This window comes from Pseudomonas sp. IT-P171 (assembly GCF_949767765.1).
GTDB lineage: Bacteria > Pseudomonadota > Gammaproteobacteria > Pseudomonadales > Pseudomonadaceae > Aquipseudomonas > Aquipseudomonas fluorescens_B.
The window spans coordinates 12,131-28,206 of the sequence record NZ_CATKQN010000013.1; the positions used below are offsets into that span (position 1 = coordinate 12,131).

General features: G+C 59.8%; 13 protein-coding genes. 5 read left to right on the plus strand and 8 right to left on the minus strand.

The features are described 5' to 3' along the window. Positions 1-98: 98 nt before the first annotated feature. The 3 genes from ACM6I5_RS13035 (at position 99) to ACM6I5_RS13045 (ending at position 5,229) form a co-directional block, all read left to right on the plus strand. On the plus strand, positions 99-1,388 hold the full coding sequence (locus tag ACM6I5_RS13035; RefSeq protein ID WP_414884023.1) for a diguanylate cyclase: 1,290 nt from the start codon (positions 99-101) through the stop codon (positions 1,386-1,388). A 90-nt stretch (positions 1,389-1,478) separates the two neighbouring features. Next, a complete protein-coding gene (locus ACM6I5_RS13040) occupies positions 1,479-3,275 on the plus strand; it encodes an acyl-CoA dehydrogenase C-terminal domain-containing protein (protein ID WP_031319162.1) in 1,797 nt (598 codons plus the stop codon). A 175-nt stretch (positions 3,276-3,450) separates the two neighbouring features. Next, positions 3,451-5,229: an acyl-CoA dehydrogenase C-terminal domain-containing protein gene (locus tag ACM6I5_RS13045; RefSeq protein ID WP_017341144.1), complete on the plus strand. Its 1,779-nt coding sequence runs from the start codon at positions 3,451-3,453 to the stop codon at positions 5,227-5,229. A 227-nt stretch (positions 5,230-5,456) separates the two neighbouring features. Here ACM6I5_RS13045 and ACM6I5_RS13050 read toward each other — a convergent pair whose 3' ends face one another. Beyond that, complete coding sequence (locus ACM6I5_RS13050) at positions 5,457-6,377, minus strand: LysR family transcriptional regulator (RefSeq protein ID WP_414884024.1); 921 nt, start codon at positions 6,375-6,377, stop codon at positions 5,457-5,459. 169 nt (positions 6,378-6,546) lie between these two features. Between ACM6I5_RS13050 and ACM6I5_RS13055 the strand changes: the two genes are divergently transcribed. After that, positions 6,547-7,830: an aspartate aminotransferase family protein gene (locus tag ACM6I5_RS13055; protein ID WP_414884025.1), complete on the plus strand. Its 1,284-nt coding sequence runs from the start codon at positions 6,547-6,549 to the stop codon at positions 7,828-7,830. Between the two features lie 207 nt (positions 7,831-8,037). After that, positions 8,038-8,196, plus strand: coding sequence for a YqaE/Pmp3 family membrane protein (locus ACM6I5_RS13060; RefSeq protein WP_007904205.1), 159 nt, complete (start codon positions 8,038-8,040; stop codon positions 8,194-8,196). A gap of 104 nt (positions 8,197-8,300) precedes the next feature. Here ACM6I5_RS13060 and ACM6I5_RS13065 read toward each other — a convergent pair whose 3' ends face one another. The 7 genes from ACM6I5_RS13065 to pqqF all read right to left on the minus strand — a co-directional run bounded on the left by ACM6I5_RS13065 (position 8,301) and on the right by pqqF (position 16,044). Then, a complete protein-coding gene (locus tag ACM6I5_RS13065; RefSeq protein WP_414884026.1) occupies positions 8,301-10,127 on the minus strand; it encodes a S9 family peptidase in 1,827 nt (608 codons plus the stop codon). Further along, positions 10,093-11,268 carry a pyrroloquinoline quinone biosynthesis protein PqqE gene (pqqE, locus tag ACM6I5_RS13070; protein ID WP_414884027.1) on the minus strand — a complete coding sequence of 392 codons (1,176 nt, stop codon included), beginning with the start codon at positions 11,266-11,268 and terminating at the stop codon, positions 10,093-10,095. The genes ACM6I5_RS13065 and pqqE overlap by 35 nt, the downstream gene beginning before the upstream one ends. Then, positions 11,240-11,515, minus strand: a complete 276-nt coding sequence (gene pqqD / locus ACM6I5_RS13075; RefSeq protein ID WP_414884028.1) for a pyrroloquinoline quinone biosynthesis peptide chaperone PqqD — start codon at positions 11,513-11,515, stop codon at positions 11,240-11,242. Before pqqD ends, pqqE begins: the two co-directional genes overlap by 29 nt. Continuing rightward, positions 11,512-12,264: a pyrroloquinoline-quinone synthase PqqC gene (pqqC, locus tag ACM6I5_RS13080; protein ID WP_414884029.1), complete on the minus strand. Its 753-nt coding sequence runs from the start codon at positions 12,262-12,264 to the stop codon at positions 11,512-11,514. The genes pqqD and pqqC overlap by 4 nt, the downstream gene beginning before the upstream one ends. A 138-nt stretch (positions 12,265-12,402) precedes the next feature. Next, entirely contained in the window at positions 12,403-13,314 is a 912-nt protein-coding gene (gene pqqB / locus ACM6I5_RS13085; RefSeq protein WP_414884030.1) for a pyrroloquinoline quinone biosynthesis protein PqqB, read from the minus strand. A gap of 73 nt (positions 13,315-13,387) precedes the next feature. Next, positions 13,388-13,462: a pyrroloquinoline quinone precursor peptide PqqA gene (gene pqqA, locus ACM6I5_RS13090; protein WP_009045898.1), complete on the minus strand. Its 75-nt coding sequence runs from the start codon at positions 13,460-13,462 to the stop codon at positions 13,388-13,390. A 155-nt stretch (positions 13,463-13,617) separates the two neighbouring features. Further along, complete coding sequence (pqqF, locus tag ACM6I5_RS13095) at positions 13,618-16,044, minus strand: pyrroloquinoline quinone biosynthesis protein PqqF (protein WP_414884031.1); 2,427 nt, start codon at positions 16,042-16,044, stop codon at positions 13,618-13,620. Between the last annotated feature and the right edge of the window lie 32 nt (positions 16,045-16,076).

Here is a 16,076-nt window from a genome sequence, read left to right on the forward strand (position 1 = left end):
AAAAAAACCTTATCAAATCACTCAGAAAATCAGGGGTACTGCCGTTAAAGTAGTGGGCACAATGCCATCTATAGACATGACGGGTCGGAGCTTTACCCTTGCCGCGTTCTTCCGCTGTACGTTTCAGCCATTTCCTACCGTCACTTCTGCTGTTGATTGCGGGGTTGGCGGCTGCCTATGTCAAGGATCTGAACGTCTTCTTCACGTCGCTGTTCAACGTCTTGCCGACCCTCGTTTTGTTGCTCGGCGGCGCTTACTGCGCGGTTTATCGACGTCAGCGCGAACTGTTCCTGATGGTCACGGTGTACATCGCCTACTACCTGCTTGATACCCAGACCGACTATTACCGCGACAACGGTAAGGTGCGCGAAGACGCGGCTGTGGTTTTTCACCTGTGTTGTTTACTGCTTCCGCTGCTGTTTGGTGTGTTCGCGGCGTGGCAGGAACGCACCCATCTGTTCCAGGACATGGTCGCCCGTTTCGCGGTGTTGCTGGCCGTTGGCAGTGTGGCGCTGGGACTGGAACAAAGTTACCCGCAGGCGTTGCTGATGTGGCTGTCGGAAATCCGCTGGCCCGCGCTGCATGGTGCCTGGATGAGCCTGATCCAGCTGTCCTACCCGGTATTCATCGCCTCGTTCCTGCTGCTGAGCTGGCAATACTGGCGTAATCCGAGACCCTTGCACGCGGCACAACTGGTGGGTTTGCTCGGGTTGTTCTGGGCGTTACCGAAAACCTTCATCCTGCCGTTCACCCTGAACATCATGTGCAGCCAGGTGATGTTGATGATTGCCGCGGCGGTTGCCCATGAAGCCTATCAAATGGCTTTTCGCGATGAGCTCACCGGTCTGCCCGGGCGTCGCGCCTTGAACGAGCGCATGCAGCGCCTGGGGCGCAATTACGTACTGGCCATGAGCGACGTCGACCACTTCAAGAAATTCAACGACACCCACGGCCACGATGTCGGTGATCAGGTGCTGCGCCTGGTGGCCAGCAAGTTGTCGAAAATCGGCGGTGGAGGTAGGGCTTATCGCTATGGCGGTGAGGAATTTGCACTGGTGTTTGCGGGCAAGACACTCGAGGAGTGCATGCCGCACCTGGAACTCATCCGCGAATCGATCGAGACCTACAATATTCAACTGCGTAACCAGGACAGTCGTCCTCAAGACGATCAGCAGGGGCGTCAGCGTCGTTCCGGTTCCGCGGCCACGAGTGTGTCGGTCACCGTCAGCATCGGCGTCGCCGAGCGGGTGGATCAACGTAACCCTGAAAAAGTGCTCAAGTCTGCCGATGAGGCGCTCTACGCTGCCAAAGGTGCCGGACGAAACTGCGTGGTGGCTTACGGGCAGAACCGTCGTGGCGCGGTGCGCATGGACGCTGCTGCGGGTTGAGTGATGATGGCGCATTCAGCGTCTGGACTGTGATTGTGAGGCGTGTCCGGCGGCAGTAGGTTTAAGGAATCTGCTGCCGGAGAAATGACCATGCCCGAGTACAAAGCTCCTCTGCGCGACATGCGCTTTCTGATCGACCACGTCTTCGATTTTCACAGCAACTACGAGGCGCTGGGTGCCACCGAGGCCAGCCCGGACATGGTCAATGCGATCCTCGAAGAAGGTGCGAAATTCTGCGAGAACGTGCTGGCACCGCTCAATCGCAGCGGCGACGAAGAAGGCTGCCATTTTGACAATGGCGTGGTGACAACGCCTGCAGGCTTCAAGCAAGCCTTCGCGCAATACGTGGACGGTGGCTGGCATGGTCTGGCGGCTGATCCCGCTTACGGCGGCCAAGGCTTGCCGAGTTCTCTGGGGCTGGTCATCAGCGAGATGGTCGGGTCCAGCAACACCTCTTGGGGGATGTACCCGGGCCTGACGCACGGCGCGATGTCGGCGATCCATGCTCACGGCACCGAGGAACAAAAGCAGACCTACCTGAGCAAACTCACCGCTGGCCAATGGACCGGCACCATGTGCCTGACCGAAGCCCATTGCGGCACCGACCTGGGCATCATCAAGACCCGCGCCGTGCCTGCAGCGGACGGCAGCTACGCGATCTCCGGCAGCAAGATCTTCATTTCCGCCGGCGAACACGACATGAGTGACAACATCATTCACCTGGTGCTGGCGAAACTGCCGGATGCTCCTGCAGGAACCAAGGGCATTTCGTTGTTCATCGTTCCCAAATTCCTACCCAATGCAGAAGGCGAAGCAGGAGAGCGCAACGGCGTTTCCTGCGGCTCGATCGAGCACAAGATGGGCATCAAGGCTTCGGCCACCTGCGTGCTGAACTTCGACGAGGCCAAGGGCTTCCTGATCGGTGAACCGAACAAGGGCCTGAACTGCATGTTCACCATGATGAACCATGCGCGCCTTGGCACCGGGATGCAGGGTTTGTGTCTGGGCGAAGCGAGCTTCCAGGGCGCGATCAAGTACGCCAACGATCGTCTGCAGATGCGCTCGCTGACCGGCCCGAAAGCGCCGGAAAAAGCCGCCGATCCGATCATCGTTCACCCTGATGTGCGCCGGATGTTGCTGACCATGAAAGCCTTCAACGAAGGCAATCGTGCGTTGACGTACTTCACCGCGCAATTGCTGGACGCTGCGCACCTGAGCCCGGATGAAACCGCGCGGCAGGACGCCGAAGACCTGTTGGCCTTCCTGACGCCGATCTGCAAAGCCTTCATGACCGACACCGGGCTGGAAGTGACCAACCTCGGCATGCAAGTGTTTGGCGGTCACGGGTTCATTCGTGAGTGGGGCATGGAGCAACTGGTTCGCGATTGCCGGATCGCACCGATCTACGAAGGCACCAACGGCATTCAGGCGCTGGATTTACTGGGGCGCAAAGTGCTCGGCAGTCAAGGCAAGCTGCTGCGCGGCTTTACCAAAATCGTCCACAGGTTTTGCGCGGCGAACGCCGGGCATCCGCAACTGGCCAGTTATGTGGCGCAACTCAATGGGTTGAATCAGCAGTGGGGCGAGCTGACCACCCAGGTCGGCATGGCTGCGATGAAGAATCCGGACGAAGTGGGCGCCGCGTCAGTGGATTACCTGATGTACAGCGGTTACATCATCCTTGGCTATTTGTGGCTGCGCATGGCTCTGGTGGCTCAGTCACAACTGGATGCGGGCAGCGGCGATGCCGATTACTGCCGGGCCAAACTGGCGACCAGCGAGTTTTACTTCAAGCGCTTGCTCCCGCGCACCGCCGCTCATCGCGCGGCCATTGAAGCGGGTAGCGATTGCCTGATGAAGCTGCCGGCGGAATTGTTTGCGCTGTAGTTATTCAGTCACGCTTGACGGAAGCCCGCCTCGTGCGGGCTTTTTTGTTGATGACTAAAAATTACAAAAGGGTCACTAGCTGACCCTATGTGTCGCAAAAGTTGTTGGGTTACACTCGGACCCCACGAAAACATTCTTCCTACGAATCACCTGTAAAGATCCTGCGAGGTTTGCCATGGCTGACTACAAAGCGCCCCTGCGCGATATGCGCTTCGTCCTCAATGAAGTTTTCGAGGTCGCCAAACTCTGGGCCGAGTTGCCTGCGCTGGCCGAGACCGTCGATGCGGAAACCGTTGAAGCCATTCTTGAAGAAGCCGGCAAGGTCACCAGCAAAAGCATCGCGCCCCTGAGCCGTTCGGCTGATGAAGAAGGTTGCCATTGGGCGGACGGTGCTGTCACCACGCCGGCAGGTTTCCCACAGGCTTATCAGACTTATGCCGAAGGCGGTTGGGTGGGCGTCGGTGGCGATCCGACCTACGGCGGCATGGGCATGCCCAAGGCGGTTTCGGCTCAGGTCGAAGAAATGGTCAACTCCGCGAGTCTGTCCTTCGGTCTGTACCCGATGCTGACTGCCGGCGCCTGCCTGTCGATCAACGCGCACGCCAGCGAAGAACTGAAAGCCGCGTACCTGCCGAACATGTACGCCGGCGTCTGGGCCGGTTCGATGTGCCTGACCGAGCCGCACGCCGGAACTGACCTGGGGATCATCCGCACCAAGGCCGAACCTCAGGCCGACGGTTCCTACAAAGTCAGCGGCACCAAGATTTTCATCACCGGCGGCGAACACGACCTGACCGAGAACATCATCCATCTGGTGCTGGCCAAGTTACCGGATGCGCCAGCGGGGCCGAAAGGCATTTCGCTGTTCCTGGTGCCGAAGTTCATGGTCAATGCCGATGGCAGCCTGGGTGCGCGCAACCCGGCGACCTGCGGTTCGATCGAACACAAGATGGGCATTCAGGCGTCCGCCACCTGCGTGATGAACTTCGACGAAGCCGTGGGCTATCTTGTCGGCGAGCCGAACAAAGGCTTGGCGGCGATGTTCACCATGATGAACTACGAACGTCTGGGCGTCGGCATTCAGGGCCTGGCCTCTGGCGAGCGCTCTTACCAGAACGCCATCGAATACGCCCGCGACCGTCTGCAAAGCCGCTCGCCGACGGGCGCGCAGAACAAGGACAAAGTGGCGGACCCGATCATTGTCCACCCGGACGTGCGTCGCATGCTGCTGACCATGAAAGCCTCGAACGAAGGCGGCCGTGCGTTCTCGACGTACGTGGCCATGCAACTGGACACCGCCAAGTTCAGCGAAGACGCCACCACCCGCAAACGCGCGGAAGACCTGGTGGCGCTGCTGACCCCGGTGGCCAAGGCGTTCCTGACGGACCTCGGTCTGGAGACCACCATTCACGGCCAGCAGGTGTTCGGCGGCCACGGTTACATTCGTGAATGGGGCCAGGAGCAACTGGTCCGCGACGTGCGCATCACCCAGATCTACGAAGGCACCAACGGCATTCAGGCGCTGGACTTGGTCGGACGCAAAATCGTCGGCAGCGGCGGGGCGTTCTACAACCTGTTTGCCGACGAGATCCGTCATTTCACCGCGACGGCCAGCGCTGACCTGGCCGAGTTCACCAAGCCGCTGAACGATGCCGTGACCACCCTCGACGAATTGACCGCATGGTTGCTGGACCGGGCAAAAAACAACCCGAACGAAATCGGCGCGGCTTCGGTCGAGTACCTGCAAACCTTCGGTTATGTGGCCTACGCCTACATGTGGGCACTGATGGCCAAGGCGGCCTCGGGCAAAGAAGCGCAGGACGATTTCTACGCGAGCAAGCTGGGTACCGCGCGGTTCTATTTCGCACGCCTGCTGCCGCGTATTCACTCGTTGAGCGCGTCGGTGAAGGCCGGGAGCGAATCGTTGTTCCTGCTGGACGCAGCGCAGTTCTGACAATGTGACGTCATGTAAGTATTTGCTTACATGACGTGCTGCTTTTCTCCCATAGATGCAGATTGGATCCACAGCTAATCTACTTCTCATGGACGTCGCGCAGGAAGCGCAAAGCAACAACACGGACACGTAGGATTCTGCCAGGACGGCGGAGTGAAATGGATGTCAGGGAAACAGTCTGCAAAGCCCCGCTTCGGCGGGGTTTTCTTTTGTCCGCAGAAAAGTAGTCAGCTCAACCCATCCAGGGTTACCGAGCGCTCATCCGGTCCATTCATCACCTCTTCCAGCAAGGTTCGCAATAAGGCCAGCGAGGCTTGTTGCCGCTGCACATCCCGACACACCAACCCGACTTTCAGTGGCACCCGCGGTTCAGTCAGCGGTTTCCAGAGCAGTTCATGGTTGTCGAGCGCTTTCTGCGAGCGCCCCGGAAGCACGGTCGCGAGCCGGGTATGGGGCAGACTGTCGAGAATCCCCGCCATATTGTTCAGTTCCGCCTGCACCTGCGGGCGCCGCCCCAGGTTGGCCAGTTGCGTCTGCCAGATCTGCCGCACCTGAAACTCTTCACCCAGCAGCAACATCGGCAACTCGGCAGCCTGACTCATGGAGACTTTCTTGAATTCGCGCAACGGGTGATCCGCCGGGATGACGAGCGTCAGTTCATCTTCGTACAGCATCACGCCGTGCAACCCTGGCTGTCGGGGCGGCAGGTAACTGATGCCGATGTCCAGAGCGCCGTTGAGCAGCCGCCGCTCGATCTCCAACCCGGTCAGTTCATAGATTTGCACCACAAGGTGCGGCTGCGCCTTGCGCAGGCGTTCGAGCATTTGCGGCACGAGACTGGTGTGGACGGTTTGCAACACGCCAATGGCCAGCGTGCGCAGCGCTTGTCCCTTGAAATTGCCCAGCGCTTCACGTGCCCGTTGCAAACCATCCAGCAAGGGCAAGGCGTGGTTGTACAACGTGTGGGCGGCCAGGGTAGGCAGCAGGCGTTTACTGCTGCGCTCGAACAGACTGACATCAAGGTTTTGTTCGAGGTGGCGGATCTGTTGGGACAGGGCAGGCTGAGAGATCGAGAGTCGCTCGGCGGCCCGGCCGACATGGCCCTCTTCGTAGACCGCGACGAAATAACGCAGTTGTTTGAAATCCATAAGATTTGCTTATCGAAAATACTGGGAAATCGAAATGGCTCACGGCCTTGTCTGAGCCTAGTCTAACCGCATTCACAAGGCTTACAGGGCCATAGAGCGCGATGAATATCGTTTACGCCGAGGTTGTTTGCATAGGTAAGGCAAAAAATCTCAACCGAGGTTTTTTCCGATGAACTTGTTCAATTTACGGCGAAGCGCTCCCAGCCTTGATGATCTGGCCGCGGACAGTTTCCTGCCGGCCAGCAGTGACAATCTTTCCAGCGAGTACCTGATGCCCAGTGTCGAGCGGCCGAAACAGATTTTTGTGCGCGGCCAGGGCTCCTGGTTGTGGGACAGCGATGACCGTGCCTATCTGGATTTTTCACAGGGTGGCGGGGCCAATAGCCTCGGACATAGCCCTTCTGTACTGGTCAATGCGATTACGGCGCAGGCTCAGTCACTGATCAATCCCGGTTTCGGCCTGCATAACCGCGGCATGCTCAACCTCGCCGAGCGGCTCTGCATGAGCACCGGCAGTGATCAGGCGTACCTGCTCAACAGTGGCAGCGAAGCCTGTGAAGCGGCGATCAAGCTGGCGCGCAAATGGGGTCAGCGTTATCGCGGTGGTGCTTCGCGGATCATCGTGGCCAGGCAGGGATGCCATGGCCGTAGTCTCGGAACGATTCCAGCGTCGGACAGTTCCATGCTGACCAACCGCTTCGAACCGCAACTCCCCGGCTTCAGCCACGTGCCGTTCAACGATCTTGCAGCCTTGAATGCAGCGGTTGATGCCCGGACCGTGGCAATCATGCTCGAACCGATTCAGAGCGAATCCGGGGTGATCCCCGCCACCGAGCTTTACCTCGAGGGTGTCGAACGCCTGTGTCGTGAGCTCGGCATTCTGTTGATCTTCGACGAAGTGCAGACCGGTGTCGGTCGCCTCGGGACATTGCTCGCGGAACAACGCTACGGTGTGCGGGCAGATATCGTTGTCCTTGGCAAAGGGCTGGGCGGGGGTGTGCCTCTGGCGGCGCTGCTGGCTCGAGGCAAGGCCTGCTGTTTCGATGTCGGCGAGCTGACGGGCACCCATCATGGCAACGCGCTGATGACCGCTGCGGGTCTGGCTGTACTCGATAACGTGCAGGACAAGGGTTTTCTCGAGCATGTCCGGGAAACCGGCCAGCACTTGCGCGAAGGCCTGGCGCGTCTGGCTCATCGCTATGGTCATGGCGAACTGCGCGGTCAGGGATTGCTCTGGGGTCTTACGCTGTCCGAAGATTCGGCTGCCGCCGTCGTCAAAGCAGCGCTGTACGAGGGCTTGTTGCTCGACGCCCCACAGGCCGACTGCCTGCGCTTCACACCGGCGCTCACGGTCAGCAAGGCCAATATCGACGAAATGCTCCTGCGCCTGGCCCGCGCCTTTTCCCGGGTGCGTACCGCACAACTGCAATGCCGCAAAGGGATTGCCGTCTGATCACAACCGCCCTACACGAATTCCCGAACCGTCTCGCGGTATAACGCATCGCCCCACGTTTGATTCTTTTGACGTGGGGCGTTTTTTTGTTCGCAGATTCATTTGGATATCGGTATTCAGCCAGTATTCGCACTGAACCCTGACGAACGGTGTTGGTCGATTAGCAGTAAGGCTCACATGAGCCCTCTTCAAATCAGGAGCTGCCCCATGGATTTCATTCGCATCATCATCGCCATTCTATTGCCGCCACTGGGTGTGTTTCTGCAGGTCGGTTTCGCCGGCGCGTTCTGGCTGAATATTCTGCTGACGTTGTGCGGTTACATTCCTGGGATCGTGCATGCGGTCTACATCATCGCCAAACGTTGAGTTTCACGGTGTCAGATAGATCGCTTTCGCCGGCAAGCCAGCTCCTGCAGGGATTTCACCGATCCTGTAGGCGGCGGCTTGCCGGCGATTGAAGCGACACGGTTTCAGCTTTCCAGCGCCATCACCCGCCGATAAAACAACCATTCCTGCTCCAGCGCGTGGGCCTGATTGCCGGCCTTGCGGAAGCCGTGACGTTCGTCTGCGTAATAATGTGCTTCAACCAGAATGCCGTTTTGCTGCAGCGCCTCGACCATGTCGCGGGTCTGTTGCGGCACGACCACGGCGTCCAGTTCGCCCTGAAAGAAAATCACTGGCACGCTGATGTTGCTCGCATGCTGCAATGGCGTGCGCGCGGCATAGCGCTCGGCATCCTGTTCAGGATCACCAATCAGCCAATCCAGATAATCGCCTTCAAACTTGTGGGTCGCGCGGCCCAGTGCGACAGGATCGCTGACGCCGTAGAGGCTGGCGCCCGCGCGGAAGACCTGCTGAAACGCCAGCGCACACAGCGTGGTATAGCCGCCGGCACTGCCACCGCGAACAAACGCCTGGTCGCCGTCGATCAGTCCGCGCACGGCGAGATGGCCGACCACCGCGCAGGCGTCCTCCACATCCACCTCACCCCAACTCAAATGCAGCGCCTGGCGGTAAGCGCGGCCGTAGCCGCTGCTGCCACGGTAGTTGAGGTCGGCCACGGCGAAGCCGCGTTGCGTCCAGTACTGGATGCGCGGATCGAGCATCGGGTAGCACGCTGATGTCGGGCCACCATGGATGAACACCACCAGCGGCGGCTTCGTTTCGCCAGTCATTGCCGGGTAGAAAAAACCGTGAGCCTCGCTTGCACCGCTTGGGTAGCGCAAGGTTTGCGGGACGCTGATTTTCTCGGCGGGCATGGGGGCGACTCCCCCGGCCAACACTTTGACCTGTCGGGTTTTGCGGTCAATGGCGATCACGGCTGACGAGCTGACTGGCGAAGCGGCGATGCAGTAGATGAATTGTTGATCCCGTGCAAGATGTCGGAATCGGCTGTAGTCCCCGGTGAAATCTTCTGTAGTGTCACCACCAATGCCCAGTCGGCCGAATCCGTCTTCGGTCCAACTGGCCAGATAGCTGTTTTCACTCAAGGGCAGCCAGGTACAACCACCCAACTGCCAGGGCGCGGGCCCATGATCAGCCGCAGCGCTGGGCAGCGGACGCATAGCATTGGAAGACTCGACCCACGGCTGCCAGTAGCCGCCACGATCCGTCAGACAATACAGACGATCACTGTCATCGAATCGCGGTTGTTGCAGCGACTCCTGAACACCATCGCCCGCCACACAGCGGGCTTGAGCGAAACGGCTGTCGTCCTGGCGGTCGGCAACCATCAGGCGAGTCGCGGTCCATGGCTGGTCCGGGCGACTCCACTCGATCCAGGCCAACCGTTGAGCGTCAGGGCTCAACGTCGGTGCGGCATAAAAGTCCGCACCTTCGACCAGCAGATGACGTGCGCCGTCCATCAGATCGATGGCCACCAGACGATGCCGGTCTCGATGTTCTTCAACGGCCAACACTTGCCCGTTGGCAAATTGCAGATCGCCGTAGCGACATTCACCGGATGTCAGCACTTCGGGCGTTTCGCCTGCCAGCGATTGGCGATACAACTGCTGATCCGCCTCGTTGACGAAAACCACCCCGTCATCTGTCAGACAGAACGCTCCGCCGCCATATTCGTACACCCGGCTGCGCACGCTGAAACCCACCGGCGTCAGGCAGTGCGCCTGGCCATCTCGCCAATGCCAGATGCGGCAAGCGGCGTCCTCGGGGCGGTACTCGTTCCAGAACAGGCCCTGCTGGCCAACCTGTAGTTCGGCAAAGTCGATACCGGCAGCGACCGCCTTGGCGGCGCTGAAGGGATCAGCTTTTTGCGATGAGTCGGGAGTTTCGTTCATTGCGAAAGGCCAGTTGTTCGATGGTCTGGGTCGCGTGCTCGGCTTCTTCGCGGGCCTTGAGAATCACGCCGTGATGTTCCGACTTGCTGCATACCGGGTCTGCGTTGCTGGCGTCACCCGTGAGCATGAATGCCTGGCAGCGGCAGCCGCCGAAGTCCTTCTCTTTTTCGTCGCACGAGCGGCATGGCTCGGGCATCCAGTCGTAACCGCGAAAGCGGTTGAAGCCAAATGAGTCGTACCAGATGTGCTGCATGCTGTGATCGCGCACGTTGGGAAACTGCACCGGCATCTGTCGGGCGCCATGACACGGCAGCGCGGTTCCGTCTGGAGTCACTGTCAGAAAAATACTGCCCCAGCCATTCATGCAGGCTTTCGGGCGTTCTTCGTAGTAGTCCGGCGTGACGAAAATCAGCTTGCACGGATCCCCTTCGGCTTCGAGTTTGGCGCGGTATTCGTTGGTGATGCGTTCGGCACGGACCAGTTGTTCCTTGGTCGGCAACAGTCCGACCCGATTGAGCTGCGCCCAACCGTAAAACTGGCAGGTGGCGAGTTCGACGAAGTCCGCCTCAAGGGCCATGCACAGCTCGATGATCCGGTCGATCTTGTCGATGTTGTGCCGATGGGTGACGAAATTCAGCACCATCGGATAGCCATGAGCTTTTACCGCGCGAGCCATTTCCAGCTTCTGCGCGAAAGCCTTTTTCGAGCCGGCCAACAAGTTGTTCACTTGCTCGTCGCTGGCCTGGAAGCTGATCTGGATATGGTCCAGGCCGGCCTTCTTGAAGTCGCTGATTTTCTGCTCGGTGAGGCCGATGCCGGAGGTGATCAGGTTGGTGTAGAAACCCAACTTGCGCGCTTCGGCAATCAGCTCTGCGAGGTCCTGGCGCACCAGCGGTTCGCCGCCGGAAAAGCCCAGCTGCGCGGCGCCCATTTCCCGCGCTTCGCGGAACACCTTGATCCACTGCTCGGTGCTCAGCTCTTTGCCTTGCTCGGCGAAATCCAGCGGATTGGAGCAGTAGGGGCATTGCAGCGGGCAGCGGTAGGTCAGTTCCGCCAGCAGCCACAGCGGCAGACCGATTTCCGGTTTGGGCGGTAACGTGTCTGACACGGAATCAGGCAAGTTTGATCCAGTGCTGAGCACGGGCGACCTCCATGAACTGCTCGATGTCATCACCGAGCTCCGGCACACCGGGGAACTGCGCGTCCAGTTCGGCGATGATCGCCGCGACATCACGTTCACCGTCGATCAAACCACCGATCAGCGCGGCGCTTTCATTGAGCTTGATCATGCCTTCCGGGTAGAGCAGCACATGGCCTTTCTGCGCCGGTTCGTACTGAAAGCGGTAGCCGGGACGCCAGGTCGGGGTCTTGCTGCGATCGAAACTCATAAGGTGATTCCTTTGTGCCAGACCCGTTGCTCGGTCACGCTGTGATACGGCGGGCGTTTCAGTTCGTAGGCCATGCTCATGGCATCGAGCATGCTCCAAAGTATGTCCAGTTTGAACTGGAGAATTTCCAGCATGCGCTCCTGGCCTTCCCGCGTCGTGTAGTGCTGCAACGTGATCGCCAGACCATGTTCCACATCGCGCCGCGCCTGGCCCAGTCGGGTGCGGAAATACTCATAGCCGGCCGGGTCGATCCACGGGTAATGCTGCGGCCAGCTGTCGAGACGTGATTGGTGGATCTGCGGCGCGAACAGCTCGGTAAGCGAACTGCTGGCGGCTTCCTGCCAATTGGCCCGGCGGGCGAAATTGACGTAGGCGTCCACGGCGAAACGTACGCCAGGCAGCACCAGTTCCTGGGAGCGCAGTTGGTCCGGGTCGAGACCTACGGCTTGACCCAGACGCAACCAGGCTTCGATGCCACCGTCTTCACCGGGGGCGCCGTCATGGTCGAGCAGGCGTTGAATCCACTCGCGGCGGATCTCCCGGTCCGGGCAATTGGCAAGGATGGCGGCGTCCTTCAGGGGAATGTTCACCTGATAGTAAAACCGGTTGGCAACCCAACCCTGAATCTGCTCGCGGGTCGCCCGGCCTTCATACATCGCCACGTGGTACGGGTGATGGATGTGGTAGTAGGCGCCCTTGGCGCGCAGGGCCGCTTCGAATTCGGCGGGGGACATTGCGGTGTCAGTCATTTCGGTCTCCGGGTGCAGCCGGTGGATTTTGTGGCGTCTGGATCGGCCTCATCGCCAGCAGGCTGGCTCCCACAGTTGATCGCATTCCCCTGTGGGAGCCAGCCTGCTGGCGATAGACCGTACAGCGGTCTCGATGCCCTACAACACAATACTCATGCCGTCATACGCCACTTCAACATCGCGCCGAACCAGCTCGGCACGCTCCGGCGAATCCTCATCGAGGATCGGGTTGGTATTGTTGATATGGATAAGCACCTTGCGCTGCCTGGGCAGTTTTTCCAGCACTTCCAGCATGCCGCCGGGGCCGTTTTGCGCCAGGTGACCCATTTCCCGACCAGTTCGGGTGCCGACGCCACGGCGCTGCATTTCGTCATCGTCCCACATCGTGCCGTCCACCAGCAGGCAGTCGCTGCCGGCCATGATCTCCAGCAGCGGTGCGTCGACCTTGCCCAGGCCCGGCGCGTAGAACAGCTTGCCGCCGGTGTTCAGGTCTTCGACGATCAGTCCGATGTTGTCGCCCGGATGCGGGTCGAAGCGGTGCGGCGAGTAAGGCGGCGCAGCGCTGCGCAGTGGCAACGGGGTGAAGCGCAGACTCGGGCAGGCCGGGACGGTGAAGCTGCAGTCGAGTTCGATGCGGTTCCAGTTCAGCCCGCCGTTCCAGTGGGTCAGCATGGTGAACAGCGGGAAACCGGTGCTCAGGTCTTCATGGACCATGTCCGTGCACCAGACGTTGTGCGGGCAACCCTCGCGCAGGCTGAGCAGGCCGGTGGTGTGATCAATCTGGCTGTCCATCAGGATGATCGCGCTGATGCCGGTATCGCGCAGGGCGCGCCCCGGTTGCATCGGGGTGAAACTCTGGAGCTGGGCACGGATGTCCGGCGAGGCATTGCACAGTACCCAGTTCACGCCATCATCAGAAATCGCGATGGACGACTGGGTCCGCGCCTTGGCGTTCAGGCTCCCGTCGCGAAAACCCGCGCAGTTCACGCAGTTGCAGTTCCACTGCGGGAAACCGCCGCCGGCGGCGGAACCTAGAATCTGGACAAACATGGCCGCTCCATCAATTTCAACGCTGAAAATAAAAACGCCTCGGCAAACCGAGGCGCTGAACTGCAAGACAAACTTAGCGGCTTGCGAAGTACATGGTGACTTCAAAGCCGATACGCAGGTCGGTGTAAGCAGGTTTGGACCAGGACATGGGAGCGCTCCTTCAGGTGATGGGACAGTTGAGATCTATACATATAGTCCACCTCCAGCCGGAGATGTTCAGATAGTTAGGTGGCTATGTTACTCAAAATTACAGAGCGAAAGGCCTGCATTCTCGGAAAAAGCTAATTGCACCAGCGGTAATGATCATTTTGTCACTTGCCAAGGCGCTTCCGGTTCCGAACTGCTGGCCAGGCAGCGCCAGCCACCCTCGGCGTTGTTCAGTCGATGGGCGGCGGCGATCAGCGCGGGGCGGTCGGTGGCCAGAATCGACAAGGTCAGCTGCGTCAGGTAATCCGACGAGCGGCCTGCCAGCTTGCCTTGCCAGAGCAGTTCGGCAGCCTGGGCCAAGGGTAAGGCCGCGATGTCGAATTGATCGGCCAACGCCTGGCGCTGGGCGATGAAAGCCGCCTCGTCGATCCCCTCGACCAACCCGGGCAGGTCGCTCAGGAAGCACTCCATGTGTTCCAGCAACTTCAATGGCGAGGTGCCGGGAGACTGCACGCCAAGCAGGATTCCGGTCTGCCCATGGATCTGACGCAGTGCGCTGAACACCGCGTAACCCAATTGCAGCTCCACGCGCAGGCGCTGATAGATCGGCGTCTGACAGACAAGCGCCAACAAACGCCAGGCGGCTTCATCGCCGATGTCCTGGGTAGCTGTCGGACAGAACAGCAACAACGCGTGTTCGCTGGAGTCGCTGTCGAGCGTTGTCCAGAGGCGCTGTGAGTTGATCGAGATCGGCGTGGACGGTTGGGTGTCCGCAACGCCTGGCACCCGGCTCAGGGCCAGGCCCATTGCTGCTTGAGTGGGTGCTGAAAGGCCTGTCGCCAGACCTTCCCAGCGCGCACTTGACCATAGCCGCTGCAGGTCTGCAGAGACCTCGCTGTGTTCAAGAAGAAGATTGGGCAGCGCCTTGAGCAGTTGTTTGATCGGGATCAGCGCAGGGCTTCTCGATTCTTCCTGTGAGAAATCGCTGGCAGGTTGTGTCAGCTCTTTCAGTGCATGTTCGAGAACGCTCGGCATCGGTTCCTGCAGTCCGGTCACCTTCAGCAGCCATTCGTTGCCCGACGCGCTGAAGGAAAAATCGACACCTGCCTGGCGTGCATCCTCGCGCAGTGGCTGCAGGTTGTTTTCCAGGCGCAGCTGAAGGCGGGGATGAGGTTCGGCCTCGAGCCGCCAACGCAAATAAATCGCGCCTTCCGCGGTGTTATCCGGCAAAGCCTGGCTGAATTGCATGGGAGAACTTTCACGACGGCTGCGCGAACGGTCCTGGGCAAATGTGCGCAAGCCACGGTGCTTGCTGGTTTGTCCGCGAATCAACCCGGCGTTTTGCGGCGGCGCTTCGGTGCGCAAGAACGGATTCGGTGCCGGCAGTTGCCAGTCACCGCTGAAGTTATCCACAGCGCCGATTTTCTTCAGGATGTCATTGAGCGCTGCAACGCCTTGCTCGGACAGGCCGGACTCAAGCTGTTCGCTGTCGAGTCGGGCCAGTTGCAGCGCACCGCTGACGTGTTGCTGGCGCTGAAGCACGACCGCGTACTCTTCACGCAGGGCCGCCCAGTCTTGCTGCGAGGCAAAAAAGCCCAGCCAATCCAGTAGCTTCTCGTGCAGGACGCTCGCTGATGCAGTCGTTGTGAATTCAACGTGCAGCACGGCTTGTCCGGCAAATTGGTACAGCGGCTCGGCGTTCAAGTGCTCAGCCAAACCACGTGCGCGCAATTCGGCCAGCAGCCCGCCGGGCTTCGAAGCGTTCAAACAATGGCACAGAAACGCCAAGGCTTCGGTCGATGAAGTGGGCAGCGATTCGAAGGTAAACAGCAGATCAAGCCTGCGCTCGTTCACCTGTTGATAACTTGCCTCCGAAGATTCCATTAGCGGCACAGGAGCCTGTTGCGGGACGACTGCTCCCATGGGAATCGCCGCGCCGAAACTCAGCGCCATTTGCTTGAGCTCTTCGATACTTTGCGGGCCGGCCAGGCTCAGCGTCATCTGCCCGGTCTGATAAAACCGTTGATGGAAATCTTTCAACGCATTCTGAAATTCTGGCTTCGGCACCGGCAGGCTGTCGCGGTTGCCGGCATGAAAGCCGCGCAACGGATGAGTCGGTGAAAGTCCATCGAACAGCGCCTGGCGTTGTTGCGCCGTCGCGTCCTGCGACCAGGCGACAAACTCTGCCTGCAACACTTCCCGTTCCCGCTGCTGATCTTCCGGATTCATGCGCGGATGAGCGAGCATGTCCGACAGACGTTCCAGCCCACCGCTAAACGCCTGTAGCGGCAGTTCGAAAAAGAAGTCCGTGGTGCGCTCGCTGGTCCGTGCATTCACCTGCCCGCCGTGACCTTGCACGTAGGCCATCAGGCCTTGTTCGGCAGGAAAACGTGCGGTACCGAGAAACAACAGATGCTCAAGAAAATGCGCCAGGCCGGGCCAAGCCAGCGGCACGTCGTGACTGCCTGCAGCGACCCGTAACGCGGCCGCACAACGCTTCAGATTCGGGGCATGACGCAGCGTCACCCGCAGACCGTTGGCCAGGGTTTCAGTGTGAGGGCGAGGGGGATTCAGCGCAGGCATGAGCACTTCCAGAACAGGGAAGCGCTAATGCT

Bases quoted from the DNA above. Each gene is read 5' to 3' on its own strand.
- ACM6I5_RS13040 (WP_031319162.1), top strand. From the start codon at position 1,479: ATGCCCGAGTACAAAGCTCCTCTGCGCGACATGCGCTTTCTGATCGAC.
- ACM6I5_RS13045 (WP_017341144.1), top strand. From the start codon at position 3,451: ATGGCTGACTACAAAGCGCCCCTGCGCGATATGCGCTTCGTCCTCAAT.
- ACM6I5_RS13050 (WP_414884024.1), bottom strand. From the start codon at position 6,377: ATGGATTTCAAACAACTGCGTTATTTCGTCGCGGTCTACGAAGAGGGC.
- ACM6I5_RS13055 (WP_414884025.1), top strand. From the start codon at position 6,547: ATGAACTTGTTCAATTTACGGCGAAGCGCTCCCAGCCTTGATGATCTG.
- ACM6I5_RS13060 (WP_007904205.1), top strand. From the start codon at position 8,038: ATGGATTTCATTCGCATCATCATCGCCATTCTATTGCCGCCACTGGGT.
- ACM6I5_RS13065 (WP_414884026.1), bottom strand. From the start codon at position 10,127: ATGAACGAAACTCCCGACTCATCGCAAAAAGCTGATCCCTTCAGCGCC.
- pqqD (WP_414884028.1), bottom strand. From the start codon at position 11,515: ATGAGTTTCGATCGCAGCAAGACCCCGACCTGGCGTCCCGGCTACCGC.
- pqqC (WP_414884029.1), bottom strand. From the start codon at position 12,264: ATGACTGACACCGCAATGTCCCCCGCCGAATTCGAAGCGGCCCTGCGC.
- pqqB (WP_414884030.1), bottom strand. From the start codon at position 13,314: ATGTTTGTCCAGATTCTAGGTTCCGCCGCCGGCGGCGGTTTCCCGCAG.
- pqqF (WP_414884031.1), bottom strand. From the start codon at position 16,044: ATGCCTGCGCTGAATCCCCCTCGCCCTCACACTGAAACCCTGGCCAAC.